The sequence below is a fragment of the Variovorax sp. ISS6 genome (assembly GCF_056523145.1).
Map to the genome: position 1 here is coordinate 4543001 of NZ_JAWRZC010000001.1, position 24843 is coordinate 4567843.

Consider the following 24843-nt stretch of genomic DNA (forward strand, 5'->3'; position numbering starts at 1 on the left):
CCGCGCGGTGCCGGGCCTTGATCCCGAGACACCGCCCGCTGCACTAAGCTGCCCCGCCAACCCCTCGAGGAGTGCTCATGTCGTCCGGCATCGCCCCGGTGTTCAAAGGACTCGTCTCGCATCCCTGGGCCTACCCGGCGCTGGAGGCGGTGCACATCGTCGGCATCGCGATGCTGTTCGGCGGCCTGCTGGTGTTCGAGCTGCGCGCGCTGGGCCTGGGCCGCGACCTGCCCGCGGCCCGGCTCGCGCGCCTCACGCTGGGGCCCGCGCTGGCGGGCTTCGGCCTGTGCGCCGCCACCGGCCTGGCCATGTTCGCGGGCCAGCCCGGAGAGCTGCTCGCCAATCCGGCCTTCCGCCTCAAGCTGCTGCTGATCGCGCTGGCCGGCGCGAACGCGGCGCTGTTCCATGCGCGCGGCGGCTCCGCCCTGCTCGACGGGCCCGCCGCAAAGACCGGACGGCTGCAGTGCCTGTTGTCGCTGGCCTTCTGGCTCGCTGTCATCATCTGCGGACGCTGGATCGCCTATGCCTGAGCCGGCCCCGGCCCGCTCCCACCCATCCTCCGAGGAGACCGCCATGCCGCTGCCAAGACGCACCTTCGTCGCCAGTTCGCTGGGCCTCGGCCTGGGCCTCGCGCTACCGGCGCGCGCGCACCACGGCTGGAGCAGTTTCGACCAGGAGCGCCCGCTCTACCTCGAGGGCCGCGCCACCCGCGTGATGTGGCGCAACCCGCACGGCGAGCTCGAACTCGAACTGCCCGAGAAACCCGTGCTGCCGGCCGACCTGAAGCAGCGCGCGCTGCCGAAGCAGAGCGCCTCGGTCGACGGGCCCTCGCTGCTCGCCAAGGCCCGGCTGCCGACGCGGCGCGACCGCAAGTGGCTGGTCGAGCTCGCGCCGCTCACGCGGCTGTCGGCCTGGGGCGTGGAGGAGATCAAGACCGGCACGCAACTCGGCGTGCTGGGCTTCACCTTCACCGGCGAGAAAGGCGACCCGGTGCTGCGCGCCGAGTACCTGTTCGTCGACGGCAAGGTCTACGGGCTGCGCTCCTCGCCGGCCTGAGCTTCTTCGCCGCGATCCGTCTCGCGCCCTCGGCCGCGCCACGCACGCGGCGTTGTCCGTCGTTCCCCGGCTTGCAAGCCATGCGGTCGATCGGTACATTGCATTTTTTGAGGGCCATTCATGTCCGTCGACAGCACTGCGATCCCTTCGTCCTCCGCCTCCCCCGTTCCCCCCGCCGCGCCGGTGCCACCGCTTCCCTCGGCCGCCGCGCTCCCGGTCCAGACCGTCGTCCCCACGCCCAGCGGCCACATCCGGCTGACCTCGCACAGCGGCGGCTTCGGCGCGCTGCCGATCCGCTGGGGCGCGGCCACCGCCACCGAGCGCGGGCCGATCGTCGGCACCACCACCAAGCGCGCGCACCGCAACGTCATCGGCACGCACAGCGGCTCGTACAGCGTGTACCGCGCCCTCGCGGTGGCCGCGGGCGCGCTCAAGCGCGAGCACAAGGCCGACCTCACGAACACCGCGCCCACCGACATCATCGGCCCCTATCCGCAGTGGAGCGAACCCGGGCGCATCGTCTCGCTCGACCCCTGGGGCGCGCTGGTGGCCGATGCCTTCAGGAGCGAGCTCGCGGCCGGCTACGACATCCGCCCGACCATCGCCATCACCAAGGCGCACGTGATCCTGCCCGAGGTGATCGAGGCGCTGCAGAAGGGCCGGCTCAAGGCCGACGGTCACTTCCTCACGGCCGGCGGCGCCGCGATGGTGACCAAGGCCGCGATCGAGCCGGTCTGGTACCTGCCCGAGGTGGCGCGGCGCTTCGGCTGTTCCGAAACCGACCTTCGCCGCGTGCTGTTCGAGGAAACCGGCGGCATGTACCCCGAGCTGGTCACGCGCTCCGACCTCGAGGTGTTCCTGCCGCCGATCGGCGGGCAGACGCTCTACATCTTCGGCAACCCGCGCGACCTGGCCAATCCCGAGGTCGAGCTCACGGCGCGCATCCACGACGAGTGCAACGGCTCCGACGTGTTCGGCTCCGACATCTGCACCTGCCGGCCCTACCTCACGCACGCCATCGAGGAATGCATCCAGGGTGCGCAGCGCGGCGGCGTCGGCCTCATCGCCTACTCGCGCAAGGAAGGCCGAGCGCTCGGCGAGGTCACGAAGTTCCTGGTCTACAACGCACGCAAGCGCCAGGTCGGCGGCGACACGGCCGACCAGTATTTCGCGCGCACCGAATGCGTGGCCGGTGTGCAGGACATGCGCTTCCAGGAGCTGATGCCCGACGTCTTCCACTGGCTGGGCATCAAGAAGATCCATCGGCTGGTGTCGATGAGCAACATGAAGTTCGACGCCATCGTCGGCTCGGGCATCGAGATCGGCGAACGCGTGAACATTCCCGACGAACTGATCCCCGCCGACGCGCGCGTCGAGATGGACGCCAAGATGGCCGCCGGCTATTTCACGCCGGGACCGGTGCCGGACGCGGAGGAACTCAAGAAGGCCAAGGGCCGGGGACTGAACGAATGACGAGCAGCAACAACGATTTTCGCGACCACCTTCCCGTCGACGGCTCGGGCAGCCTGCGGCCCGGCGACGAGGGCCGGGTCGATCCCGCGACCGAGTTCGCGGTCGATGCCGGCCATCCCGCGGGCGCCGCGCGCCTGCTGCGCAGCACCGCCGAAGTGCGCCGCCGCGCCGCCGGCCTGCTGGCGCGCGCACGCCACGGCGAATCGCGCTGGTTCCGCATCGGCGACGACAACGCGCTCGAGGACGCCGCGCGCACCGTGGCCGAGGTCACGCGCGAGCGCTATCCCTGGGACACCATCCCCTATCACAGCCGCTGGCGCCACTTCGAGGCCGGCGGCGTCGACCGCCGGGCCCAGCTCGACGAGCTGCTCGGCGAGGCCGATGCGCGGCAGCGCGCGCGCGCCCACATCGACCTGGTGCTGGTCAGCGTGCTGCTCGATGCCGGCGCCGGCCCCGACTGGCACTACACCGAACCGGCCAGCGGCGAGCGCTTCACGCGCTCCGAGGGCCTGGGCGTGGCGAGCTTCCACGCCTTCACCAGCGGCCTGTTCTCCTCCGACCCCGAGCGCCCGCTGCAGGCCGATGCCGCCGGGCTGCGCGGCCTGGTCACCGACCGGCTCGGCGCCGCCTTCCAGGTCAGCGAGGTCAATCCGCTGGTCGGCCTCGCGGGCCGCGCCACGCTGCTGCGCCGGCTCGGCGAGGCGCTGGCCGAGCAGCCCGAGGTGTTCGGCGAGGACGGCCGGCCCGGCAACCTGTTCGACGCGCTGGTCGGCCCCTTCGGCCCGGCCGCGCCGCCCACCGCCGAGATCGGCGCGCACGAAATCCTGTCGCTGCTGCTCGACGCCCTGTCGCGCATCTGGCCCTCGGCCAATGCGGTCGACAGCATCGCGGCCGACGGCAGCGACAACCCCGGCGGCATCGGCTCGGGCGATCCCGCGCTGGCGCTCGGCGACTGCTGGCGCCACAGCGCGGTGCCGGGCCCGGGCCTCACCAACGGCTGGATGCCCTTCCACAAGCTCTCGCAGTGGCTGACCTATTCGCTGCTCGAGCCCTTCGAGTGGGCCGGCGTGAAGGTGCGCCACCTCGAGGCCCTGACCGCGCTGCCCGAATACCGCAACGGCGGCCTGCTGATCGACAGCGGCGTGATCGTGCCCAAGGACGCGGCGCTGCTCGAACGGCGCTGGAAGGCCGGCGACGAGTTCATCGTCGAGTGGCGCGCGCTCACCGTGGCCCTGCTCGACGAACTGGCGCCGCGGGTGCGCAAGGTGCTCGGCCGCACCGAGGAACAGCTGCCGCTGGCCTGCGTGCTCGAGGGCGGCACCTGGGCCGCGGGCCGGGCACTGGCACAGCGCTTGCGTGACGGTGCGCCACCGCTGCAGATCGAGAGCGACGGCACCGTGTTCTAGTTCGCCAGTCTCTTAGACTTCCGGGTTTCGCCAACGCAGAACGAATCGAAGAATTCCAATGAGCAACGTCCACCTCCTCGACCATCCCCTCGTCCAGCACAAGCTCACGCTGATGCGCCGCAAGGACGCGTCCACCAACAGCTTCCGCCGGCTCCTCAACGAGATCAGCATGCTCATGGCCTACGAGGTCACGCGCGACATGCCGATGCAGGACGTCGAGGTCGAGACGCCGCTCGAGACCATGCAGGCCAAGGTCATCGACGGCAAGAAGCTGGTGCTGGTGTCGATCCTGCGCGCGGGCACCGGCATCCTGGACGGCATGCTCACCGTGGTGCCCGGCGCGCGCGTCGGCCACATCGGCCTGTACCGCGACCCGAAGACGCTGACCGCGGTCGAGTACTACTTCAAGATGCCCGGCGAGATGGACAGCCGCGACGTGATCGTGGTCGACCCGATGCTGGCCACCGGCAACTCGGCGGTGGCGGCGGTCGAGCGGCTCAAGGAACTCAATCCCAAGTCGATCAAGTTCGTCTGCCTGCTGACCTGCCCCGAGGGCGTGGCAACGATGCAGAAGGCGCACCCCGACGTGCCGATCTACACCGCCGCGATCGACCGCGAACTGAACGACCACGGGTACATCCTCCCTGGCCTCGGCGACGCCGGCGACCGGATCTTCGGCACCAAGTAAACGCGACAAGAAGAGAAGCGGCCCGGTTCCTGCTTCGCAGCATCGGTCCACCGCCCCGCGCAGGGCGCGGTGCGACGATCCGAGCCCGCACCAGTTCCACCAGATCCATCACCCGAGGAGAAGCACCGTGACAGCACGCCGCCCCCTGATCGTTCGTTCCATCGCCATCGCCGCGGCCCTCGCGGCCGGCCTTCCCGGCCTCGCCCTCGCGCAGGCCAAGCTCAAGGTGGCGGCGGTCTACACCGTCCCCTTCGAGCAGCAATGGGTGGGCCGCATCCACAAGGCGCTGAAGGCCGCCGAGGCGCGCGGCGAGATCGAGTACAAGGCCACCGAGAACGTCAGCAACGCCGACTACGAGCGCGTGATGCGCGAATACGCCACCGGCGGCAACCAGCTGATCCTCGGCGAGGTGTTCGGCGTCGAGGCCGCGGCGCGCAAGGTCGCCAAGGACTTCCCGAAGGTCGCCTTCCTGATGGGCTCCTCGCTCAAGCCGCAGGCGCCCAACTTCAGCGTGTTCGACAACTACATCCAGGAACCGGCCTACCTCAGCGGCATGGTCGCCGGCGGCATGACCAAGAGCAACCGCATCGGCATGGTCGGCGGCTTCCCGATCCCCGAGGTCAACCGCCTGATGAACGCCTTCATGGCCGGCGCCAAGGAGACCAATCCCAAGGTCGAGTTCAGCGTGAGCTTCATCAACAGCTGGTTCGACCCGCCCAAGGCCAAGGAAGCGGCCTTCGCGATGATCGACAAGGGCGCCGACATCATGTACGCCGAGCGCTTCGGCGTCTCGGACGCGGCCAAGGAAAAGGGCAAGCTCGCGATCGGCAACGTGATCGACACCCAGGCCCAGTACCCCGACACCGTGGTCGCCTCGGCGCTGTGGAACTTCGAGCCCTCGGCCGACCGCGCGATCAAGCTGGTGAAGGAAGGCAAGTTCGCCGCCGAGGACTACGGCATCTATTCGCAGATGAAATACAAGGGCTCCGAGCTCGCGCCGCTGGGCACCTTCGAGAAGAAGGTGCCGGCCGAGATCGTCGCCAAGGTCAAGGCCAAGCAGGCCGACATCCTCGCCGGCAAGTTCACCGTGAAGGTGGACGACGGCCAACCGAAGTCCACCGCGAAGTGAGCCGAGCGATGACCCCGCGCTGGCGTTCCCTGCTCGCGGCCGGCGTGCTGGCCTTCGGCCTCGCGGGCTGCGTCGGTGTCTACAAGGGCACCGGCGTCAGCATCAACAGCGGCACCCGGCTCGACGACACGCCGCGCATCGCGGTCATCTCGGCCTTCGAGCCCGAACTCAAGCTGTTGCTCGCGCGCCTGCAGGGCGCGGCGAAGCACGGCGTGAACGGCGTCGAGTTCACCACCGGCACGCTCGAGGGCAAGCCGGTCGTGCTGTTCCTCTCGGGCATCAGCATGACCAACGCGACCATGAACACGCAGCTCGCGCTCAACCGCTTCCGCGTCACGAACATCGTGTTCAGCGGCATCGCGGGCGGCGTGAACCCTTCGCTGCATGTCGGCGACGTGACGGTGCCGGCCCAGTGGGGCCAGTACCTCGAGGTGCTGATGGCGCGCGAGACCGCGCCCGGCAAGTACGCGGCCCCGCCCTTCATCACCGACGCCACCCTGCCCAACTTCGGCATGATGTTCCCGCGCCCGGTCGAGGTGCGCTCGGCCGCGCGGCCCGGCATCGAGCGCAAGTTCTGGTTCGAGGCCGACCCGAGGATGCTCGAGGTGGCGCGCGGCATCCGCAACGTCGACCTCGCGAGCTGCAGCGCCGGCAAGTGCCTGGCGCGCAAGCCCCAGCTCGTGGTGGGCGGCAACGGCGTCTCGGGCCAGGCCTTCATGGACAACAAGGCCTATCGCGAATACACCTTCAAGACCTTCCAGGCCAACGTGCTCGACATGGAGACCGCGGCCGTGGGCATGGTGGCCTACAGCAACGGCGTGCCGTACATCGCCTTCCGCTCGCTCAGCGACCTGGCCGGCGGCGGCGATGGCGAGAACGAGATGGGCACCTTCATGAACATCGCGGCCGACAACTCCGCGAAGGTCATGCTGGCGTTCCTGGCTGCGTGGAAGTGACACCCCTTGCCCCGCGGGACCGACGCGGGGAAGGAACCAGAGATTCATGAGCAGCACGACCGTCCTTCGCCTCCAGGGCATCACCAAGCGCTTCGGCAGCCTGGTCGCCAACGATGCCATCTCCCTCGACCTGCGTGCCGGCGAAGTGCTGGCGCTGCTCGGCGAGAACGGTGCCGGCAAGTCGACGCTGATGTCGATCCTGTTCGGCCACTACGTCGCCGACGAAGGCCGCATCGAGGTCTTCGGCGCGCCGCTCGCGCCGGGCAACCCCAAGGCCGCGCTGGCCGCGGGCGTCGGCATGGTGCACCAGCACTTCACGCTGGCCGACAACCTCAGCGTGCTCGACAACGTGACCATGGGCACCGAGCCGCTGTGGCGCCCGCTGTCGCGCCGCGCGGCCGCGCGCGCCCGGCTGCTCGAGGTGGCGCAGCGCTTCGGGCTGCCGGTGCGGCCCGAGGCGACCATCGGCAGCCTCTCGGTGGGCGAGCGCCAGCGGGTCGAAATCCTCAAGGCGCTGTACCGCGGCGCGCGCATCCTGATCCTCGACGAACCCACCGCCGTGCTCACGCCGCAGGAGAGCGAGGCGCTGTTCGCCACGCTCTCGCAGATGGTGGCGCAGGGCCTGTCGGTGATCTTCATCAGCCACAAGCTCGGCGAGGTGCTGCGGGTGTCGCACCGCGTGGCCGTGCTGCGCGGCGGCAAGCTGGTGGCCGAGGCGGCCACGGCCGGCACGACGCAGGCGCAGCTCGCGCTGTGGATGGTCGGGCACGCGGTCGAGGCGCCCCGGCGCCGGCCCGCCAAGTCGGTCGGCGACGCGGTCTGCGTGCTCGACCGCGTGAGCACCGCGGCTTCGAAGAGCGGCGGCCAGGACCGGCTGCGCGAGGTCTCGCTGACGCTGCGCGCGGGCGAGATCACCGCGATCGCGGGCGTCTCGGGCAACGGGCAGGTGGCGCTGGCCGAGCTGCTGTGCGGCACCCGCCGCGCCACCGCGGGCCGCGCGCAGCTCATGGGCCGCGCCCTGCCGCCCTCGCCCGCGCGGCTGGTGCAGCGCGGCGTGGCGCGCATTCCCGAGGACCGGCATGCGGTCGGCGTGGTCGGCGACCTGCCGGTGTGGGAGAACGCGGTGTCGGAACGGCTGCGCAGCCCGGTGTTCTCGCGCGGCGCGATGTTCGTGAAGCGCGCGGCCGCGCGGCTGCATGCGCGCCGCATCGAGCAGGCCTTCGACGTGCGCGGTGCCGGCCTGATGGCGCCGGCGCGCTCGCTGTCGGGCGGCAACATGCAGAAGCTGATCCTCGGCCGCGCCCTGCTGCCGCCCGAGCAGGCCGAGCCCGGCCGCGACGAGGAACGCAAGTACCCGACCCAGGCCCCGCGCCTGATCGTGGCGCACCAGCCGACCTGGGGCCTGGACATCGGCGCCGTGGCCTATGTGCAGCAGCAGCTGATCGCCGCGCGCGATGCCGGCGCGGCCGTGCTCGTGATCTCGGACGACCTCGACGAGGTGCTGGCGCTCGGCGACCGCGTGGCGGTGATGCACGGCGGCCACCTCGGCGAGGCGCGCGCCGCCTCGGCCTGGACGCGCGAGGCGATCGGCCTGGCGATGGCCGGTGCCGCCGCCTCCACCGCGAAGGAGGCCACGCCATGATGCGGCTCGAACGACGCCACCAGGCCTCGCGCACCGCGCTGGTCCTGGCGCCCATCGGCGCGGTCGCCTTCACGCTCGCGATCAGCGCGCTGCTGGTGCTGTGGGCCGGCGCGCCCGTGGGCCGCACCTACGCCCTGCTGCTGCAGGGCGGCTTCGGCTCGGTGTTCGCCTGGAGCGAGACCCTCACGCGCGCGATCCCGCTGATCCTGACCGGGCTGGCCGCCACGGTCGCGTTCAAGGCGCGGCTGTTCAACATCGGCGCCGAGGGGCAGCTCTACGCGGGTGCGCTGGCCGCTGTCGCCGTGGGCGGCATGCATGGCGGCACCGGCTTCGAGCTCTCGCCCTGGCTGCTGTTTCCGCTGATGATGCTGGCCGCCGCCGTGGCCGGCGCGCTGATGCTGCTGGGCCCGGCGCTGATGAAGAACAGGCTCGGCGTCGACGAGGTCGTGACCACGCTGCTGATCAACTTCATCGTGCTGCTGGGCGTGTCGGCGCTGCTCGACGGGCCGATGAAGGACCCGACCGCCATGGGCTGGCCGCAGAGCGTGTCGCTGCAGTCCGACCTGGAGCTCGGCAAGCTGATCGCCCAGACGCGCGTGCACACCGGGCTGCTGTGGGCCGTGTCGCTCGCGGTGATGGTGTGGGCGGTCTTCAAATACACGGTGCTGGGCTTCGACATCCGCGCCGTCGGCGCCAATGCGCGCGCCGCCGCCTTCGCCGGCGTGCCGGTGACGCGCACCGTGGTCTCGGTGGCGCTGCTGTCGGGCGCGCTGGCGGGGCTGGCGGGCGCGATCGAGGTCGCGGGCCGCACGAGTTACGTCACGCTCGACATGTCGCCCGGCTATGGCTACACCGGCATCGTGATCGCGATGCTGGCCGGCCTGCATCCGCTGGGCGTGATCGCGGCCGGCGTGTTCGTGGCCGGCGTGCTGGTCGGCGCCGACACCATGAGCCGCGCCGTCGGCGTGCCGACCTACATCGCCGACGTGATCGTCGCGGCCTCGCTGATCGCGGTGCTGGTGGCGACCCTGCTGACCCAGTACCGCGTGCGGAGGAGCCGATGACCGAGCTGCTCGACATCCTCGCCAACCCGGCCTTCTGGGTCGCGGTGCTGCGCATCGCCACGCCGCTGATCCTCGGCACGCTCGGCGTGCTGCTGTGCGAGCGCGCCGGCGTGCTCAACCTCGGCATCGAGGGGATCATGGTCGCGGGCGCCTTCACCGGCTGGCTCGCGGTGTACCTGGGCGCGCCGCTGTGGGCGGGCGTGGGCATCGCGGCGCTCACGGGCGCCGTGTTCGGGCTGCTGCATGCCTTCCTGACCGTGGGCCTGGCGCTCTCGCAGCACGTGTCGGGGCTGGGCATCACCATGCTCGCGACCGCGTTGAGCTACTTCGGCTACCGCGTGAGCTTCCCGAAGGTCAACACGCCGCCGACCATCGTGCCCTTCGCGCCCATGGAGTGGCTGCACATCCCGGTGCTCGGCGCCCAGACGCCGCTGACCCTGCTCGCGCTGGCGCTGGTACCCGCGGTGGCCTGGCTGCTCTACCGCACGCCGCTGGGCCTGGCGCTGCGCATGGTCGGCGAGAACCCGCAGGCGGCCGAGAGCCAGGGCGTGTCGGTCGCGGCCACGCGCACCGGCGCCATCGTGGCCGGCTCGGCGCTGATGGGCGTGGCGGGCGCCTTCCTCACGCTGTCGGCCTTCAACGCCTTTTTCTTCAACATGGTCAACGGCCGCGGCTGGATCTGCGTCGCGCTGGTGGTGTTCGCCTCGTGGCGGCCTGGCAAGGCCCTGCTGGGTGCGCTGCTGTTCGCTTTCTTCGACGCGCTTCAGCTTCGTTTGCAACAATCGGGCGACGCCTTCCTGCCCTACCAGCTGTACCTGATGCTGCCCTACCTGCTGTCGATCCTCGCCCTGGTGCTCGTGGCCCGCAAGGCCAGCTATCCGCAGGCGCTGATGAAGCCCTACCGCAAGGGGGAGCGCTGATGACCGCGACCGGCCTGCGCGCGGCCTGTCTCGCTGCGCTGCTGGTACTCGGCGGCCCGGGCGCCCATGCGCTGGGCAGCGACTACGGCTACGACAGCTTCAAGACGCCCGACGCCGTCACCTGGGTCCAGCTCTGCGGCGCCTGGGGACCGAACCACCAGGGCACCTACCGCGTGGTGCACGCCGAACAGTACGCGCAGTCCTTCCTCTACGTGCAGTGGATGGCGCGCGACGCCAACGGCAGCCTGCAGGCCGCGCACACGGTGGCCATTGCCGAGCTCGACAACGACCATGCCGAGATCGCGCTCAGCGACCTGACCTGCCGCGCCACGCCGCGCGGCATCGTGCTGACGGCCAAGGCCGACTCGGGGCACGACGACAAGCTGCGGCGCGTGACCATCGAGGTCGGCCCGGCACCGGGCCAGTACCGTTTCCGGCCGCAGCGCACGCGCTGAGATCGGCCGACCGGCCACGCCAGGCCGAATCTCCCCACAACGATCCGCAAGCCCGCACGATGCTCGACCTCCTCCTCACCAACGCCACCCTCCCCGACGGCCGCACCGGCATGTCGATCGCCGTGCAGGACGGCCGCATCGCCGAAGTCACGGCCGGCCTGGCCGCGCCGGCGCACGACACGCTCGATGCCGCCGGCCAGCTGGTCGCGCCGCATTTCGTCGACCCGCATTTCCACATGGACGCCACGCTGAGCTACGGCCTGCCGCGCGTCAACCAGAGCGGCACCTTGCTCGAGGGCATCGCGCTGTGGGGCGAGCTCAAGCCGCTGTTGACGGCCGAGGCGCTGATCGAGCGCGCACTGGCCTACTGCGACTGGGCCGTGGCCAAGGGGCTGCTCGCGGTGCGCTCGCATGTGGACACCAGCGATGCCAGCCTGCTGGCGGTCGATGCGCTGCTCGAGGTCAAGCGCCGCGTGGCGCCCTACCTCGACCTGCAGCTGGTGGCCTTTCCGCAGGACGGCGCGCTGCGCATCCCGGGCGGGCTCGAGAACATCGAGCGCGCGCTCGACAAGGGCGTGGACGTGGTCGGCGGCATTCCGCACTTCGAGCGCACCATGGCCGACGGCGCGGCCAGCGTGAAGCGGCTGTGCGAGATCGCGGCCGAGCGCGGCAAGCTGGTCGACATGCACTGCGACGAGTCCGACGACCCGCTCTCGCGCCACATCGAGACCCTGGCCTTCGAGACGCAGCGCCTGGGGCTGCAGGGCCGGGTCACGGGCTCGCACTGCACCTCGATGCATTCGATGGACAACTACTACGTGAGCAAGCTGCTGCCGCTGATCGCCGAGGCCGGCGTGAGCGTGGTGTCGAACCCGTTGATCAACATCACGCTGCAGGGCCGCCACGACAGCTATCCCAAGCGCCGCGGCATGACGCGCGTGCCCGAGCTACTGGCCGCCGGCGTCAACGTCGCCTTCGGCCACGACTGCGTGATGGACCCCTGGTACGGCATGGGCTCGGGCGACATGCTCGAGGTGGCGCACATGGGCCTGCACGTGGCGCAGATGACCAGCCAGGCCGGCATCCGCCAGTGCTTCGAGGCCGTGACCACCAACGCCGCGCGCGTGATGCACCTCGAGAACTACGGCCTCGAGGCCGGCCGCGATGCGAGCTTCGTGCTGCTGCAGGCACGCGATCCGGTCGAGGCGATCCGGCTGCGCGCCACGCGCCTGAAGGTGTTCCGCAAGGGCCGGCTGCTGGCCGAGACGCCGGCGGCGACGGCCGCGCTGCACCTGCCGGGCCGTGGCGACGCGACGAGCTGGATGCTCGCGAAGAAGGCCTGAGTCCTGGCGCCGGCAACGCACACGCCGCGATGAAACGCCTCGTGCCCCGCGTGCTCGTGCTCGTGCTGCTGCTGCTGGCGGCGGCATGCGTGGCACCGCTGCCGGCCGCGGCGCCACCCGAATCGACGGCCGCGTCGCCCGCGGCAGGGGTGCGCCGCATCGCCGACCTGCCCTACGGCCCCGATCCGCGCCAGCGCATGGACGTCTACCTGCCGGCCAGCGCCGAAGCCGCCCCGGTGCTCGTGATGGTCCATGGCGGCGCCTGGATGTTCGGCGACAAGGCGGCGGCCTCGGTCGTCGGCCCCAAGGTCGAGCACTGGGTGCGCGAACGGGGCTTCGTGCTGGTGTCGGTCGGCTACCGCTTCGTGCCGCAGGTCGACGTGGCGCAGCAGGCGCAGGACGTGGCGCGCGCGCTGGCGGCCGTGCAGTCGCAGGCGCCGTCCTGGGGCGGCAATCCAGCCCGCGTGGTGCTCATGGGCCACTCGGCCGGCGCCCACCTGGTCGCGCTGCTCGCTGCCTCCGCGCCGCTCGCGCGGCAAGAGGGCGTGCGGCCCTGGCTCGGCACGGTCGCGCTCGACAGCGCCGCGCTCGACACGGCGGCGCTGATGCAGCGGCCTCACCTGCGCTTCTACGACCGCGTGTTCGGCGCCGACCCCGCTTTCTGGCGCCGCGTGTCGCCGACCGACCAGCTCGCGCCGGGCACGGCACCGCTGCTGCTCGTGTGCTCGACGCAACGGCGCGACGGTTCCTGCGCGCAGGCCCGCGCGTTCGCCGACCGGGTGGCCGCGAGCGGCGGCCGCGCCGAGTTGCTGCCGCAGGACCTGTCGCATGGAGAGATCGATGCGGAACTCGGCCTGCCGGGTGGCTACACCTCGGCGGTGGACGGCTTCATCCGCTCGCTGCGCTAGCTGGCTCGCCAAGCCGCGCGCGGTTCGGGCGCCAGCGCCTCGGCCAGGGCCGCCAGCGACTCGCCCACCGGCCGCTCGACCTTGAGCGCCAGCAGCGCGTCGGCCCGCGTGCGCCCGAGATTCACCGCCGCCACCGGCTTGCCGGCCGCCGCGGCCGCCTGCACGAAGCGGAAGCCCGAATAGACCATCAGCGAGGAGCCCGCGACCAGCACCGCATCGGCGGCCTCGAGTGCCGCAAAGGCGGCGGCGACACGCTCCCTCGGCACGCTCTCGCCGAAGAACACCACATCGGGCTTGAGCAGGCCGCCGCAATGGGCACAGGCCGGCACGTCGAAGGCCGAGAAATCGTGGCCCTCGAGGTCGGCGTCGCCGTCGGGCGCCGCGCGCGCCTCGAGCGCGGCCCAGCGCGGGTTGCGCGCGCGCAGCTCGCGCTGCAGCTGCGCGCGCGGCTGGCGGCGTTCGCAGCCCATGCAGCGCACGGTGTCGATGCGCCCGTGCAGGTCGATGGTGGCGCGGCTGCCGGCGGCCTCGTGCAGGCCATCGACGTTCTGGGTCAGCAGCAGGACGACGCGGCCCGCGGCCTCGAGCCGTGCCAGCGCCAGGTGCGCGGCCGCGGGGCGGGCCAGCGCCATGGTCGGCCAACCGATCAGGCTGCGCGCCCAATAGCGGCGCCGTGTCGCCTCCTCGCCCATGAAGGCCTGGTAGGTCACGGGCGCGGGCCGCTTCCATTCGCCGCGCGCATCGCGGTAGTCGGGGATGCCCGACTCGGTGCTGCAGCCCGCGCCGGTCAGCACGAACAGCTTGCGGTGGCGCGTGGCGAAATCGGCGAGCGCGGCGGCGGTGGCATTCATGCGGGGAGCATACGAGGCCGGGCCCGGGGACGCGCGCCCGGGGGAAATCAGGACCGCCGTTGCGGCCGCAATGGTGCCGCTCGGCGCTCGACCTGCCCCGGGCTTCAGCCCCGCGCCTGGCCGGGCTGCAGCAAGTCGCACCACATGTGCACCTTGCCCAGCAATTGGCCATCGAGCGCGATCGCCAGCGGCTCGACGCCGAAGGGCCGGAAGCCGCAGCGTTCGTAGAGCCGCTGGGCGGCGTCGTTGCCCTCGGTCACGGTGAGCTGCACCAGGCGCAGGCCCGGCCGCTGGCGCGCATGGTCCAGCAGCGCCAGCACCAGCCGGCGGCCGAAGCCCGCCTGCCGGGCCGATTCGGCCACCGACATGCCGAACAGCGTCGCCTTGTGCCGCGCGCGCTCGCGCCGCTCGAAGCTCAGACCGGCCGCACCGACCAGCCCGCTGGCGTCGAAGGCGCCATAGACCACGTCGGCCGTGTCATCGCCGGACGCCAGCCGCTCCTCCCAGAAACGCAGCGGCAAGGCGCCGCGCTCGGCCACCGTCGAGGTGAAGGCGCTGGGATGCCGCTCGTAGGCATCGAGCATGCGCGCGCGATAGGCCACGGCGTCGGCCAGCACCAGCCGTCGGACGACATCCATCTCGGAGTTCTGTTCAGAACCGGACACAGACAGCCTGCCTTTCCTGCAGCACGGCCTCCTGCGCGAAGGCCTGGCGGTAGGCCGCGATGACCCGGGCGATGGCCGCGTCGGCCTTGTCGTCGCGCGGATGCAGCAGCACCACGATCTTCGAGGGCTCGCGCACCACCGCGCCCGCGTCGCCGCGCCACTGGCCCACGGCGTCGATGACGGTGAGCCCTTGCGGGAAGGCCGGGGTCACGGTGCCGTCGAGGAAGCGCAGCCAGTCGGCTTCGGAGACCTGGCCGCCGGTGGGAATGGCGCGGCCGAAATAGAGGGTGTCGCGCTCGAAGGGCGAGAGGCCTGGGGCGCAGGCCGCTGCACCTGGCGATGCGGGGAGCGAGCCGCATCCCGCCAGAGACAGCGCCAGCATCGCGGCCGCGAGCCCGCGTGGGAGTCGTCGCATCGACGGCATCGGCACGAACGATCCCGCAGGTTCAACGCGACGGCGCGATCGCGTCCGCGTAGTCGTAGAGCGCGCCCAGCAGTTCCTCGCCCTGCTCGTCCACCGTCTCCGACAGCGCATCGATCTCGGCGAACAGCCCCTCGACCGTGCGGGCACCGCCCTCGCCGTCGAACAGCTTCGCCACGCGGTGTTCTTCCCAGCGCTGCGCCTCTTCCTCGCTCAGCGTCTCGGGCCAGTTGCGCGCGCGGTAGCGGAACACGATTTCCTCGAGCCGCCCGTCGTCGAAACCGGTGCGGTCCCTCGCGAGTTCGGCCGGCGAGAGCGCACGCAGCTGGTTGAGCCGGCGCCGGTCGCCGTTGCCGACGAAGCCGCCGTAGAGGTCCTCGTCGACATCGGGCGCATCCTCCTTCGGCCGTTCGTAGACCCTGGCCCAGATCGCGCTCATGTCGGGCAGGTCGCGCGCGATCGCGGCATGGCGCATGGCCGCCTCGAGATCGATGCCCCAGCGCTCGGCCATGGGCGCCGCCAGCGTGCGCAGGTTGCCCACCACCATCGGCGACTTGTTGAGGTGCACGCCCTTGATCGGCAGCCGCACCACGCCCTCGGGCAATTCGGCGGCGCGCGTGAACATGCGCAGGCGCACGGTGTCGGCGTCGAGGTCGCGCAGTTCGCTCGGGTCGTGCGCGAGGTCCCAGGCCAGCAGCTCGTTCTTGTTGGTGGGATGGCTGGCCAGCGGCCACATCACGGCCAGGCAGCCGCGCTCGGCCGGGAACATGCCCGAGACGTGCAGGAAGGGCTTCGCGGTCTCGCGCACCGCCGGCAGGCCGAGCTCGGTGGCCACGCGGTCCTTGCGGTGCAGCGCGAAGGCGAAATCGAACAGCTTGGGCTGCGCGTTGCGGATCAGCCGCGCCAGCGCGATGGTGGCGCGCACATCCGACAGCGCATCGTGCGCCGACTCGTGCAGCAGGCCGTTGGCCTTGGCGAGGTCCTCGAGCTTGAAGCTGGCGCTGCCGTCCTCCTTCTTCGGCCACTGGATGCCGTCGGGCCGCAACGCATAGGTCAGGCGCACCACGTCGAGCAGGTCCCAGCGGCCGCATTCGTTCTGCCACTCGCGCGCATAGGGATCGATGAGGTTGCGCCAGAACAGGAAGCGCGTGACCTCGTCGTCGAAGCGGATGGTGTTGTAGCCCACGCCGATGGTGCCGGGCTGCGAGAAGGCGCGCTCGATCTGCGCCGCGAACTCGTGCTCGGGCAGGCCGCGTTCGAGGCACAGCTGCGGCGTGATGCCGGTGATCAGCGTGGCTTCGGGACTCGGCAGGTAGTCGGGCGCGGGCTTGCAATAGATCATCAGCGGCTCGCCGATCTCGTTGAGCGCCGCGTCGGTGCGGATGGCGGCAAACTGCGAGGGCCGGTCGCGGCGCGGCACGGCGCCGAAGGTTTCGTAGTCGTGCCAGAGGAAGGTTTGAGCGGTCATGTCGTTGTGGGAAAGCGAAAGCGGATACCGGGTGCGGCGCCCGGACTCAGAGCAGCGGCGACGACAGCCGCGCGATCGAGTCGCCGAGCCGTTGCCAGAAGGGCTGCGGCCGATGCGCGCGCACCGCGGCCGAGCTGTGCAGGTCGGTCTCGAACTGCGCCGCCAGCGGCCGGGTCAGCGCGGGACCATAGACCACCGCGCAGACCTCGAAGTTGAGGCGGAAGCTGCGGTTGTCGAAATTCGCGGTGCCGATCATCGCGCAGTCCTCGTCGACCACCAGCGTCTTGGAGTGCAGCATGCGCGCCTTGTACTCCCACACCTTCACGCCCGCGGCGATCAGCTCGTCGAAGTAGGAGCGCGCGGCGGCGCTCACGATGGCCGAGTCGCTGCGCCGCGGCACCAGCAGCCGCACGTCGACACCGCGCAGCGCGGCGCTGGTGAGCGCCATCAGCGCGGGCTCGCCGGGCACGAAGTACGGCGTGGTGAGCCAGGCGCGATGGTTGGCGTTGTGGATCGCCTCGACGTGCATGCGGTGGATGGCCTCGAGCGTGTTGTCGGGCCCGCTGGTGACGATCTGCACCGGGATCTCGCCGGCCTCCACCTTGGGCAGCATCGCATCAAGCCCGTCGCCGAAGCTGTGCAGGTCCTCGCCGGTGGCATAGGTCCAGTCCTCCATGAAGGTGGTCTGCAGCCAGCGCACCGCGCTGCCTTCCACGCGCAGGTGCACGTCGTGGTAGGCGTCGGGACGCGTGCGCTTGTCCTCCTCGTCGGTGATGTTCACGCCGCCCGTGAAGCCCACGCGGCCGTCGCACACCACGATCTTGCGGTGGGTGCGGTAGTTGGTCACGGGACGCAGGCGGCGGCCGATCTTGGTGTCGTGGAACAGCGCCACCTGCACGCCCGCGGCCAGCATCGGCGCCATGAACTTGCGGCCGATGCGCTTGGAGCCCAGCGCGTCGATCAGCAGGCGCACCTTCACGCCCTCGCCCGCGCGCGCCACCAGCAGGTCGCGCAGCGCGGTGCCGATGGTGTCGGGCTCGAAGATGTAGTACTCGAGATGCACATGGTCGCGTGCCGCGCGCACCGCCTCGAAGATCGCGTCGAAGGTGCGCGCCCCGCCCGAGAGCAGCTCGACGCCGGTGGCGCTCGATACCGGGATGCCGCAGGTCGCGGTGCCCAGCCGCGCCATCTGCTGCAGCGCCGGCGGCGCATGCTCGGCCGCGTCGCGCAACCGCGCGAGGTCGGCCTGCGCGTTGGCGTTCGCGCGGGTGCGCAGGCGCTTGAGCCGCTGCTTGCGCAGGCGCTGTGGCCCGAGGAAGTAATAGATGACGAATCCCGCGAACGGCAGCAGCGCCAGCGACAGGATCCAGCTCATCGTCGACACCGGTGCGCGCTTCTGCATCACGATCCAGACCGACAGCACGGCGATGTAGCCGCTCCATGCCAGGGAGAGGCCGGTTTTCCATTCGGGACTGAGTTCGGGGAGGATCAAGGCGAGGGGCGGACCGATAAAAAGAAAAAGGCCGGCAGCGCGATGCTACCGGCCTTTGGAGGCGGTTCCGCGGCCTCGCCGGCCACGGAATGCCCAGTTCCTTCGCTTGTCTTAACCGGCCGCGGCCTCTTCCGCTTCGGGCTTCGACTTGCCTTCCTTCTTCGGCAGCGGCTGGATGTCGAGCAGCACCTCGTCCTTCTCGTCGAGGTCGACTTCCAGGCGCCCGCCTTCGGTCAGGCGGCCGAACAGCAGCTCGTCGGCCAGTGCGCGACGGATCGTGTCCTGGATCAGGCGCTGCATCGGCCGTGCGCCCATCAGCGGATCGAAGCCCTTCTTCGCCAGGTGCTTGCGCAGCTTGTCGGTGAAGGTGACCTCGACCTTCTTCTCGGCCAGCTGCGTTTCGAGCTGCAGCAGGAACTTGTCGACCACGCGCAGGATGATCTGCTCGTCGAGTGCCTTGAAGTTGACGATGGCATCCAGCCGGTTGCGGAACTCGGGCGAGAACAGGCGCTTGATGTCGCCCATCTCGTCGCCGGCCTGCCGCGGGTTGGTGAAGCCGATGGTCGCCTTGTTCATGGTCTCGGCACCCGCGTTCGTCGTCATGATGATGATGACGTTGCGGAAGTCGGCCTTGCGCCCGTTGTTGTCGGTCAGCGTGCCATGGTCCATGACCTGCAGCAGCACGTTGAAGATGTCCGGATGCGCCTTCTCGATCTCGTCGAGCAGCAGCACCGCGTGCGGCTTCTTCGTGACGGCTTCGGTCAGCAGGCCGCCCTGGTCGAAACCGACGTAGCCCGGAGGCGCGCCGATCAGGCGGCTCACCGCATGACGCTCCATGTACTCCGACATGTCGAAGCGGATCAGCTCGATGCCCATGATGTAGGCGAGCTGCTTGGCCGCTTCGGTCTTGCCGACGCCCGTGGGACCCGAGAACAGGAACGAGCCGATCGGCTTGTCGCCCTTGCCCAGGCCCGAGCGCGCCATCTTGACGGCCGAGGCCAGCACCTCGAGCGCCTTGTCCTGGCCGAACACCACGCTCTTGAGGTCGCGCTCGATCGTCTGCAGCTTGCTGCGGTCGTCGTTGCTGACGTTGGCCGGGGGAATGCGCGCGATCTTCGCGACGATTTCCTCGACCTCGGTCTTGCTGATGGTCTTCTTGCGCTTGCTCGCCGGCAGGATGCGCTGGGCCGCGCCCGCTTCGTCGATGACGTCGATCGCCTTGTCGGGCAGGTGACGGTCATTGATGTACTTGGCGCTCAGTTCGGCCGCGGCCTGCAGTGCGGCCACCGCGTACTTCACGCCATGGTGCTCCTCGAAGCGCGACTTCAGGCCCTTGAGGATGTCGACGGTTTCCTGCACCGAGGGCTCGACCACGTCGACCTTCTGGAAACGACGCGACAGCGCCGCGTCCTTCTCGAAGATGCCACGGTACTCGGTGAAGGTGGTCGCGCCGATGCACTTGAGCTGGCCGCTCGAGAGCGCCGGCTTGAGCAGGTTCGACGCGTCGAGCGTGCCGCCCGAGGCCGCGCCGGCGCCGATCAGCGTGTGGATCTCGTCGATGAACAGGATCGCGTTCGGCTTGTCCTTGAGCGACTTGAGCACGCCCTTCAAGCGCTGCTCGAAGTCGCCGCGGTACTTGGTGCCCGCGAGCAGCGCGCCCATGTCGAGCGAGAACACGTTCGACTCGGCCAGGATCTCGGGCACGTCGCCCTGCGTGATGCGCCATGCCAGGCCTTCGGCGATCGCGGTCTTGCCCACGCCGGCCTCGCCGACCAGCAGCGGGTTGTTCTTGCGCCGGCGGCACAGGATCTGGATCACGCGCTCGACCTCGTACTCGCGGCCGATCAGCGGATCGATCTTGCCGTCCTTGGCCATCTGGTTGAGGTTCTGCGTGAACTGTTCGAGCGGCGAGGCCTTCTCGTTCTTCTCGCCGCCGCCTTCTTCGTTCTCGTTCGAGGAGGCTTCGCTGTTGCCCTTGACGGCTTCCGGCGGATCGCTCTTCTTGATGCCGTGGGCGATGAAGTTCACCACGTCGAGGCGGGTCACGCCCTGCTGGTGCAGGTAGTAGACCGCGTGCGAATCCTTCTCGCCGAAGATCGCGACCAGCACGTTGGCGCCGGTGACTTCCTTCTTGCCGTTGCCGGTGGACTGCACGTGCATGATGGCGCGCTGGATCACGCGCTGGAAGCCCAGCGTGGGCTGGGTGTCCACATCGTCGGTACCCGCCACCTGGGGCGTGTTGTCCTTGATGAAGTTGGTGAGCGACGCCCGCAGGTCGTCGACGTTGGCCGAGCAGGCGCGCAGAACTTCCGCGGCGCTCGGGTTGTCCAGCAAAGCGAGCAGCAAATGCTCCACGGTGATGAACTCGTGGCGCTGTTGCCGGGCCTCGACGAAGGCCATGTGCAAGCTGACTTCCAGTTCCTGGGCAATCATGTGATTTCCTTTTTGCCTTGCTGTAAATAAGTTCTCAGATGGGTTGGAGCTTGCCTAAATCAACAGGTTCATTCCACGGGTTCGCTGACACATTGCAAAGGGTGCCCCGCCTGCTTGGCGGCTTCCATCACCTGGTTGACCTTGGTGGCCGCCATGTCGCGGGAATAGACCCCACAGACGCCGCGGCCATCGAGGTGGATCTTGAGCATGATCTGGGTGGCGCTTTCGCGGTCCTTGCTGAAGTACTCCTGCAAGACGACGACCACGAACTCCATGGGCGTGTAGTCGTCGTTGAGCATGACCACCTGGTACATCTGGGGTGGCGCCGTTTTCTGCGGACGCCGCTCGAGGACGACCGAATCTCCGTCGTCTCGCGCCGGCTTGCGCACCGGTGGAGCGGGAGGGGTCGAAGGAATTCTCGTTGCCATGAAAAAGATTCTATAGAGCGTGCAAGCGCCGTGCCGGCTCGGGAAAAGCTGGTGGCGAGAATTCGACAAATCAAGAGGCTTGCGCCTCATCCGCCGCCAAAAATCCTTTTCAACGGATTTTGACGATGTAGCGCTCAGATATTCCGCAGATCAGGCTTTCGGGGACCCGGCAATTTGCGCCTTTGGGCACGTTCGGCGGCCGGCAGTTCCGCCGGAAGCGCATCGATTTCCTCGTCGCTGAGGTCGAGCAGCCGACGTTCCGGTCGTTCCGGCGGCGGTACGGGCGGTGCGGCCTCGGCCAGCCGCGGAATCCGGGAAACCCGGGCTGCCGGGCGTTCGGCCACGGGTACATCGGGCCGGGCGGGTTGCCGCGAGACCCGTGGCGCCTTGCGTCCCGCTCGCAGGATCAGCCATGCGGACAGTCCGCCGCCGAGCCAGCCAATGGCGAGGATGCCCGCGAGCAGCCATGCCGGCGGGAGCCGGTTCACTTCGCGGCGCCCCATTTCTGCAGCAGTTCCTGTGGAATCGCACCGACCACCTCCGCGAAGGGCCTTCCGACCAGGCTCTCAGCCTGGCGCAGCAGCAGCACGACCGGGGTGCTCGGCTCATGGACCTCGAACCAGGCCCGCACGGCCCGGATGGCGTTCAGCGCGTCATCCCGCGAGGTGGGCCGCTCATGCGCGGCCGCGTCGGCGAGAGGCGCGACCGTCACCGACGAGGTACGCCGGTCAGGAGCTTCATGGGCAGCGACGTCATTGGAGAGGTGAAAGGGGCTCAGCAGCCGTTGCAGCGAATGCGGTTCGGGCGCCTCGCCAGCGAGCTGTGCCCTGCTCCACCGCACGATGCGCTGAACCGAGCACGCTGCGCTCGCCAGGCGATTCAGCGGCGCCCCCGGATCCGAGCCCGACACGCGCCGCAGTTCGGACAGTTGCCTTCCCACGGAATCCCGCAGCGATGCCCCGCCCGCCGCATGCAGCGCCCGATCGACATCGCGCACGGTCAGGCGCGCGGCCGAGCCGGCATGCACGACGATCTCGCGGACGTCTCCGACCAGGCCGTCCGGATCGGCCAGGGCTGCCAGGGCGTTCGCGCGCACCGTCGGATCGTCCTCGCCCTCGATCACGCGCTGCGGATGCACGGCGTCCGGCCAACGGGCGAGGACCGCGGCCAGCACCGCGAGCCCCTGCGCCAACCCCGTGGCGCCCGCCAGCCGCGTGCGCGCCCGGCACAGCCAGACCAGCAGATGGATGTCGCGCGTGCGCGCCAGCAGGCGCACGCAGTCCCGCTCGACGTCACCCCAGTTCGGTGCCTCCGCAAGCCCGATGAAATCGCCGTATTGCGCTTCGGCCCGCGGCAGCATGCGCGAACGCAGCACCGCATGGTCCGGGTCGTACTCGAGGCTGGGGCCGCAGGGCGCCGTGGGACTGACCGGCGACAGCCACTGGGCTCCCCAGTCGTCGACGAGGTCGCCGGAAACCGCGGGCCCCGGATTCATGGCGACTCCGCAGTGCCCATGTACCGCTCGGGCTCGAACACCATGCCGACCGTGTAGTCCCCGCAGGCTGCCTCGTCCCCGCCCAGCCAGGTCGACCACCCCAGCCGGCGCAGCGCATCGAGGCGCGCGGGCGGCCTGCTGTCGCGACGGATCCGCAGTTCGACATCCCAGGCGAATTCATGGCCGACAAAGGCGCGGACCCACTCGACCAGCAGCGGCAGGTCGCAGCCCTGCGGGGTCAGGCGCAGATAGCGCTCGAGCGTCAGCGGGCCGAGCACCAGCCGGAACCGGCCCTGCCGGTCGGCAACCACCTCGCCCGCCACGGCGCCCGCCCCCATCACGCTCGGGGCGCTGGTGCTTCCCAGCCGGCTTCGCTCCTCGGGCGCGATGCAGATCCAATGCGGCATGAACTCCCGCAGCCGGACCGGGATGGCGAAGAAATGCGCCAGCGTGCCCGCCAGGCCATCGGGATGGCGCGTCTCCCGGCCCAGGTGCGGGGCCGCGGCCAGCCGTGCGTGCGACGGCAGCACCGAATCGAGGATCTCGCCCGGATCGTGACCGGTCAGGCGCGCGACATAGCGGCTGAAACGCTCGTCCCCGCGGCGATCCAGCCCCTCGGTCGACTGGCTCTGCGCCCAGGCCCGGTAGATGTGCGTGAGGTAGCGGTGATGGAACAGATCGAGAAAGTCCGCGAGGGTGCTGTCGCCCGCGTTCTCCATGCGGTCGCGCACGATCTCGGTGAAATGCAATGGCAGCGGTCCGTTCGATCCGAGCATGCCCAGCCCGTACAGCCGGATCAGCGGCCGCGACGGGTCGTTGCCACCTCGGTGCGCGGCGGATTGCGACGGCATCGCGATCTCGGCGATTTCGCGCGGCGCGAAGGCCAGGGCCGCGGCCTGCCCCAGGCGAAAGGCTTCCTGCCGCGGTCGCGCCGCCAACCCGATCGGCGGCTGGTCGGGCCTGGCGGCGGCAAGCCGGCGCAGCAACGCGAAGAAGCCGAACCTCCAGGGCGCATGGCTGGCCGCGTCGAGCATCTCGGCCATCTGCCGCGCCACGGTGCCGGCGCCGGGGAGTTCCTCGTTCATGCCGTGGAATCCCCGTGGCCGCCCACGCGTGCGCCGATGCGGACCGGGCTGTCGGTCGCCATGTCGTGGTGCTCGCGCCGCGTCAGCCCGGGCAGCGCCCCGCCGGCATGTCCAACGAGCTCGGGAGCGAATGCCGAGAGCACTTCCGCGGGCTGCCCGGGTGCCAGCAGATCGGGACCATCCAGCCGGTCGAAGCCTTCGATCACCCGATCGATGCTGTCGCGGGCACAAAAAATGTCCAGTGGCGAGGAAAAGCGGGCGCCCTGTGCATTCAACTGTGCCCATGTCGGCGCGGCGCTCCCGCCCGGCTCCGCGAGGCACTGCGAGCCGGCCCGGCCAGCCAGCGCGCCGGGATCGCGGACCACGCGCACGAACTCTTCGTGCCACTGCTCGAACAGCGCGCAGCGCCCCCTCGCCCCGTCGATGGAGGAATCCCGGTCGTCACGCACCGACAGCGACCGGGAAGGCCGCGGCACCGGGGGGCCTTCGTGCAGCAACGAGGTCACGACATCCGCGCGCCGACGGTGCCGCGCGCCCGCGATGTCGAGCAGGCCGAAGGGGTCTGCCTCTGCCTCGCGATGCGGCAAGTGCTCGCGCGGCGGCGGATCCCACGGCTCGGGGGCCGACGCGGCTTCGAACGCACCGCGATCTGCCACGGCCAAAGACCGCCTCATGGCAGCACGCCCCAGGTGGCCTGCAACCGATGGCTCGCATCGACGAAACGTCCCTCGGCGTCCTGTTGCCAGAAAGCGCTGCCGGCATGCGCGCTCCAGGTCCGGTCCGGCCAGTCGGACCAGGGCAGGAAGCGAACGCCACGCACATGCGCGACAGGATCGATCGCCGGCCTCGGTGCCGTCCATCGATCGATCACGGCCTGCATCCGATGGCCTGAGGGGTCGTCGCGGCCACTGGCATTCGCGAAGGCGGGGCCCGGCGGCAGGCCTGGCGTGCCGCCAGCGCGCGACTGCTCGTCCCACAGCGCCCGGACCGCGATCGCCAGCGTCCGGATGTTCGCCGGCGAGGCCGCCGCCAGATGGCGCCCAAGCATCCGGGCCAGCCAGAACTGCCAGTCTCGCGGCTGCGCCGCATGGTTTTCGAAGTGGCGCCGGATCCAGCTCGGCCTTGCCGCCTGATAGACGACCAGCGGATGGCGGTGTCCGAGGCTGTCGCCCGAGGTCGCGATGACACCGAGAACGCATTGCCGCCGGGCGAACGGCAAGGTTCCGGGCGGCAACACGAAGGCCACCGGCAACCCCGGCCGCCGCTCCGCGCCCGACAGGGACTGCCCGGCCTTGTCCCCCGCGGACAAGGTGCATCGGCGCGCTTCTTGCGCGAGCCAGGCCCGCCAGGCCTCGATCTCTCCCTGTCCCGTTCCGAAGCGGACGAAGTCCGCATGACCGGACAACTTGCCCCAGATGGCGGGCGGTGTCACCTGCCACGACGCGATCAGTTCGCCGAACATCGG

25 protein-coding genes are annotated in these 24843 nt (G+C 70.3%); 13 read left to right on the top strand and 12 right to left on the bottom strand.

The window, feature by feature from the left end; translation table 11 throughout:
• Positions 1 to 98 precede the first annotated feature (98 nt).
• The 13 genes from AC1HIL_RS21095 to AC1HIL_RS21155 all read left to right on the top strand — a co-directional run bounded on the left by AC1HIL_RS21095 (position 99) and on the right by AC1HIL_RS21155 (position 13040).
• Complete coding sequence (locus AC1HIL_RS21095; RefSeq protein WP_261205962.1) at positions 99 to 530, top strand: hypothetical protein; 432 nt, start codon at positions 99 to 101, stop codon at positions 528 to 530.
• A 43-nt stretch (positions 531 to 573) separates the two neighbouring features.
• Entirely contained in the window at positions 574 to 1056 is a 483-nt protein-coding gene (locus AC1HIL_RS21100) for a DUF6152 family protein (protein ID WP_479669932.1), read from the top strand.
• 120 nt (positions 1057 to 1176) lie between these two features.
• The gene (locus AC1HIL_RS21105; RefSeq protein WP_479669933.1) at positions 1177 to 2529 is read left to right on the top strand and encodes a GTP cyclohydrolase II; all 1353 of its coding nucleotides are present in this window, start codon (positions 1177 to 1179) and stop codon (positions 2527 to 2529) included.
• A complete protein-coding gene (locus AC1HIL_RS21110; protein WP_479669934.1) occupies positions 2526 to 3935 on the top strand; it encodes a URC4/urg3 family protein in 1410 nt (469 codons plus the stop codon). The genes AC1HIL_RS21105 and AC1HIL_RS21110 overlap by 4 nt, the downstream gene beginning before the upstream one ends.
• A 58-nt stretch (positions 3936 to 3993) precedes the next feature.
• The gene (upp, locus tag AC1HIL_RS21115) at positions 3994 to 4623 is read left to right on the top strand and encodes a uracil phosphoribosyltransferase (RefSeq protein ID WP_093342184.1); all 630 of its coding nucleotides are present in this window, start codon (positions 3994 to 3996) and stop codon (positions 4621 to 4623) included.
• A 127-nt stretch (positions 4624 to 4750) separates the two neighbouring features.
• The gene (locus AC1HIL_RS21120; RefSeq protein WP_057594817.1) at positions 4751 to 5752 is read left to right on the top strand and encodes a BMP family protein; all 1002 of its coding nucleotides are present in this window, start codon (positions 4751 to 4753) and stop codon (positions 5750 to 5752) included.
• An 8-nt stretch (positions 5753 to 5760) separates the two neighbouring features.
• A complete protein-coding gene (locus AC1HIL_RS21125; RefSeq protein WP_057594818.1) occupies positions 5761 to 6708 on the top strand; it encodes a 5'-methylthioadenosine/S-adenosylhomocysteine nucleosidase in 948 nt (315 codons plus the stop codon).
• Positions 6709 to 6754: 46 nt separating this feature from the next.
• Entirely contained in the window at positions 6755 to 8350 is a 1596-nt protein-coding gene (locus AC1HIL_RS21130) for an ABC transporter ATP-binding protein (protein WP_479669935.1), read from the top strand.
• Entirely contained in the window at positions 8350 to 9414 is a 1065-nt protein-coding gene (locus AC1HIL_RS21135) for an ABC transporter permease (protein ID WP_172705451.1), read from the top strand. The genes AC1HIL_RS21130 and AC1HIL_RS21135 overlap by 1 nt, the downstream gene beginning before the upstream one ends.
• Positions 9411 to 10334, top strand: coding sequence for an ABC transporter permease (locus tag AC1HIL_RS21140; RefSeq protein ID WP_057594821.1), 924 nt, complete (start codon positions 9411 to 9413; stop codon positions 10332 to 10334). The genes AC1HIL_RS21135 and AC1HIL_RS21140 overlap by 4 nt, the downstream gene beginning before the upstream one ends.
• On the top strand, positions 10334 to 10789 hold the full coding sequence (locus tag AC1HIL_RS21145; protein WP_057594822.1) for a hypothetical protein: 456 nt from the start codon (positions 10334 to 10336) through the stop codon (positions 10787 to 10789). The genes AC1HIL_RS21140 and AC1HIL_RS21145 overlap by 1 nt, the downstream gene beginning before the upstream one ends.
• 59 nt (positions 10790 to 10848) lie before the next feature.
• A complete protein-coding gene (locus AC1HIL_RS21150; protein ID WP_057594823.1) occupies positions 10849 to 12132 on the top strand; it encodes an amidohydrolase family protein in 1284 nt (427 codons plus the stop codon).
• 29 nt (positions 12133 to 12161) lie between these two features.
• Entirely contained in the window at positions 12162 to 13040 is an 879-nt protein-coding gene (locus tag AC1HIL_RS21155; protein WP_479669936.1) for an alpha/beta hydrolase, read from the top strand.
• On the opposite strand, the gene AC1HIL_RS21160 is transcribed toward AC1HIL_RS21155, so the two are convergent.
• The 12 genes from AC1HIL_RS21160 to AC1HIL_RS21215 all read right to left on the bottom strand — a co-directional run bounded on the left by AC1HIL_RS21160 (position 13037) and on the right by AC1HIL_RS21215 (position 24840).
• Positions 13037 to 13891, bottom strand: a complete 855-nt coding sequence (locus AC1HIL_RS21160) for an NAD-dependent protein deacetylase (RefSeq protein ID WP_479669937.1) — start codon at positions 13889 to 13891, stop codon at positions 13037 to 13039. The two genes, AC1HIL_RS21155 and AC1HIL_RS21160, sit on opposite strands and share 4 nt — an antisense overlap.
• A 104-nt stretch (positions 13892 to 13995) precedes the next feature.
• Entirely contained in the window at positions 13996 to 14529 is a 534-nt protein-coding gene (locus tag AC1HIL_RS21165; protein WP_479669938.1) for an N-acetyltransferase family protein, read from the bottom strand.
• Positions 14530 to 14542: 13 nt separating this feature from the next.
• Positions 14543 to 14971 (bottom strand): DUF3574 domain-containing protein, encoded by a 429-nt coding sequence (locus AC1HIL_RS21170; RefSeq protein ID WP_479669939.1) that lies wholly within the window; start codon positions 14969 to 14971, stop codon positions 14543 to 14545.
• Positions 14972 to 15002: 31 nt separating this feature from the next.
• Positions 15003 to 16445: an exodeoxyribonuclease I gene (gene sbcB / locus AC1HIL_RS21175; RefSeq protein ID WP_479669940.1), complete on the bottom strand. Its 1443-nt coding sequence runs from the start codon at positions 16443 to 16445 to the stop codon at positions 15003 to 15005.
• A 46-nt stretch (positions 16446 to 16491) separates the two neighbouring features.
• Positions 16492 to 17937 (bottom strand): cardiolipin synthase, encoded by a 1446-nt coding sequence (gene cls / locus AC1HIL_RS21180; protein WP_261205597.1) that lies wholly within the window; start codon positions 17935 to 17937, stop codon positions 16492 to 16494.
• Positions 17938 to 18048: 111 nt separating this feature from the next.
• Complete coding sequence (clpA, locus tag AC1HIL_RS21185) at positions 18049 to 20370, bottom strand: ATP-dependent Clp protease ATP-binding subunit ClpA (protein WP_057594828.1); 2322 nt, start codon at positions 20368 to 20370, stop codon at positions 18049 to 18051.
• Positions 20371 to 20438: 68 nt separating this feature from the next.
• A complete protein-coding gene (clpS, locus tag AC1HIL_RS21190; RefSeq protein WP_057594846.1) occupies positions 20439 to 20798 on the bottom strand; it encodes an ATP-dependent Clp protease adapter ClpS in 360 nt (119 codons plus the stop codon).
• A gap of 134 nt (positions 20799 to 20932) precedes the next feature.
• The gene (locus AC1HIL_RS21195; protein ID WP_479669941.1) at positions 20933 to 21301 is read right to left on the bottom strand and encodes a hypothetical protein; all 369 of its coding nucleotides are present in this window, start codon (positions 21299 to 21301) and stop codon (positions 20933 to 20935) included.
• Positions 21283 to 22293, bottom strand: coding sequence for a type VI secretion system protein TssA (locus AC1HIL_RS21200; RefSeq protein WP_479669942.1), 1011 nt, complete (start codon positions 22291 to 22293; stop codon positions 21283 to 21285). The genes AC1HIL_RS21195 and AC1HIL_RS21200 overlap by 19 nt, the downstream gene beginning before the upstream one ends.
• Complete coding sequence (tssG, locus tag AC1HIL_RS21205) at positions 22290 to 23336, bottom strand: type VI secretion system baseplate subunit TssG (RefSeq protein ID WP_479672793.1); 1047 nt, start codon at positions 23334 to 23336, stop codon at positions 22290 to 22292. Before tssG ends, AC1HIL_RS21200 begins: the two co-directional genes overlap by 4 nt.
• 38 nt (positions 23337 to 23374) lie before the next feature.
• Positions 23375 to 24034, bottom strand: coding sequence for a TagK domain-containing protein (locus AC1HIL_RS21210; RefSeq protein ID WP_479672429.1), 660 nt, complete (start codon positions 24032 to 24034; stop codon positions 23375 to 23377).
• Positions 24035 to 24048: 14 nt separating this feature from the next.
• Complete coding sequence (locus tag AC1HIL_RS21215) at positions 24049 to 24840, bottom strand: TagF domain-containing protein (RefSeq protein WP_057594832.1); 792 nt, start codon at positions 24838 to 24840, stop codon at positions 24049 to 24051.
• Positions 24841 to 24843: the final 3 nt, after the last annotated feature.

Bases quoted from the DNA above. Each gene is read 5' to 3' on its own strand.
- AC1HIL_RS21100 (WP_479669932.1), top strand. From the start codon at position 574: ATGCCGCTGCCAAGACGCACCTTCGTCGCCAGTTCGCTGGGCCTCGGC.
- AC1HIL_RS21105 (WP_479669933.1), top strand. From the start codon at position 1,177: ATGTCCGTCGACAGCACTGCGATCCCTTCGTCCTCCGCCTCCCCCGTT.
- AC1HIL_RS21110 (WP_479669934.1), top strand. From the start codon at position 2,526: ATGACGAGCAGCAACAACGATTTTCGCGACCACCTTCCCGTCGACGGC.
- upp (WP_093342184.1), top strand. From the start codon at position 3,994: ATGAGCAACGTCCACCTCCTCGACCATCCCCTCGTCCAGCACAAGCTC.
- AC1HIL_RS21125 (WP_057594818.1), top strand. From the start codon at position 5,761: ATGACCCCGCGCTGGCGTTCCCTGCTCGCGGCCGGCGTGCTGGCCTTC.
- AC1HIL_RS21130 (WP_479669935.1), top strand. From the start codon at position 6,755: ATGAGCAGCACGACCGTCCTTCGCCTCCAGGGCATCACCAAGCGCTTC.
- AC1HIL_RS21135 (WP_172705451.1), top strand. From the start codon at position 8,350: ATGCGGCTCGAACGACGCCACCAGGCCTCGCGCACCGCGCTGGTCCTG.
- AC1HIL_RS21140 (WP_057594821.1), top strand. From the start codon at position 9,411: ATGACCGAGCTGCTCGACATCCTCGCCAACCCGGCCTTCTGGGTCGCG.
- AC1HIL_RS21145 (WP_057594822.1), top strand. From the start codon at position 10,334: ATGACCGCGACCGGCCTGCGCGCGGCCTGTCTCGCTGCGCTGCTGGTA.
- AC1HIL_RS21150 (WP_057594823.1), top strand. From the start codon at position 10,849: ATGCTCGACCTCCTCCTCACCAACGCCACCCTCCCCGACGGCCGCACC.
- AC1HIL_RS21155 (WP_479669936.1), top strand. From the start codon at position 12,162: ATGAAACGCCTCGTGCCCCGCGTGCTCGTGCTCGTGCTGCTGCTGCTG.
- AC1HIL_RS21160 (WP_479669937.1), bottom strand. From the start codon at position 13,891: ATGAATGCCACCGCCGCCGCGCTCGCCGATTTCGCCACGCGCCACCGC.
- AC1HIL_RS21165 (WP_479669938.1), bottom strand. From the start codon at position 14,529: ATGGATGTCGTCCGACGGCTGGTGCTGGCCGACGCCGTGGCCTATCGC.
- AC1HIL_RS21170 (WP_479669939.1), bottom strand. From the start codon at position 14,971: ATGCGACGACTCCCACGCGGGCTCGCGGCCGCGATGCTGGCGCTGTCT.
- sbcB (WP_479669940.1), bottom strand. From the start codon at position 16,445: ATGACCGCTCAAACCTTCCTCTGGCACGACTACGAAACCTTCGGCGCC.
- clpA (WP_057594828.1), bottom strand. From the start codon at position 20,370: ATGATTGCCCAGGAACTGGAAGTCAGCTTGCACATGGCCTTCGTCGAG.
- clpS (WP_057594846.1), bottom strand. From the start codon at position 20,798: ATGGCAACGAGAATTCCTTCGACCCCTCCCGCTCCACCGGTGCGCAAG.
- AC1HIL_RS21195 (WP_479669941.1), bottom strand. From the start codon at position 21,301: ATGGGGCGCCGCGAAGTGAACCGGCTCCCGCCGGCATGGCTGCTCGCG.
- AC1HIL_RS21200 (WP_479669942.1), bottom strand. From the start codon at position 22,293: ATGAATCCGGGGCCCGCGGTTTCCGGCGACCTCGTCGACGACTGGGGA.
- tssG (WP_479672793.1), bottom strand. From the start codon at position 23,336: ATGGCCGAGATGCTCGACGCGGCCAGCCATGCGCCCTGGAGGTTCGGC.
- AC1HIL_RS21215 (WP_057594832.1), bottom strand. From the start codon at position 24,840: ATGTTCGGCGAACTGATCGCGTCGTGGCAGGTGACACCGCCCGCCATC.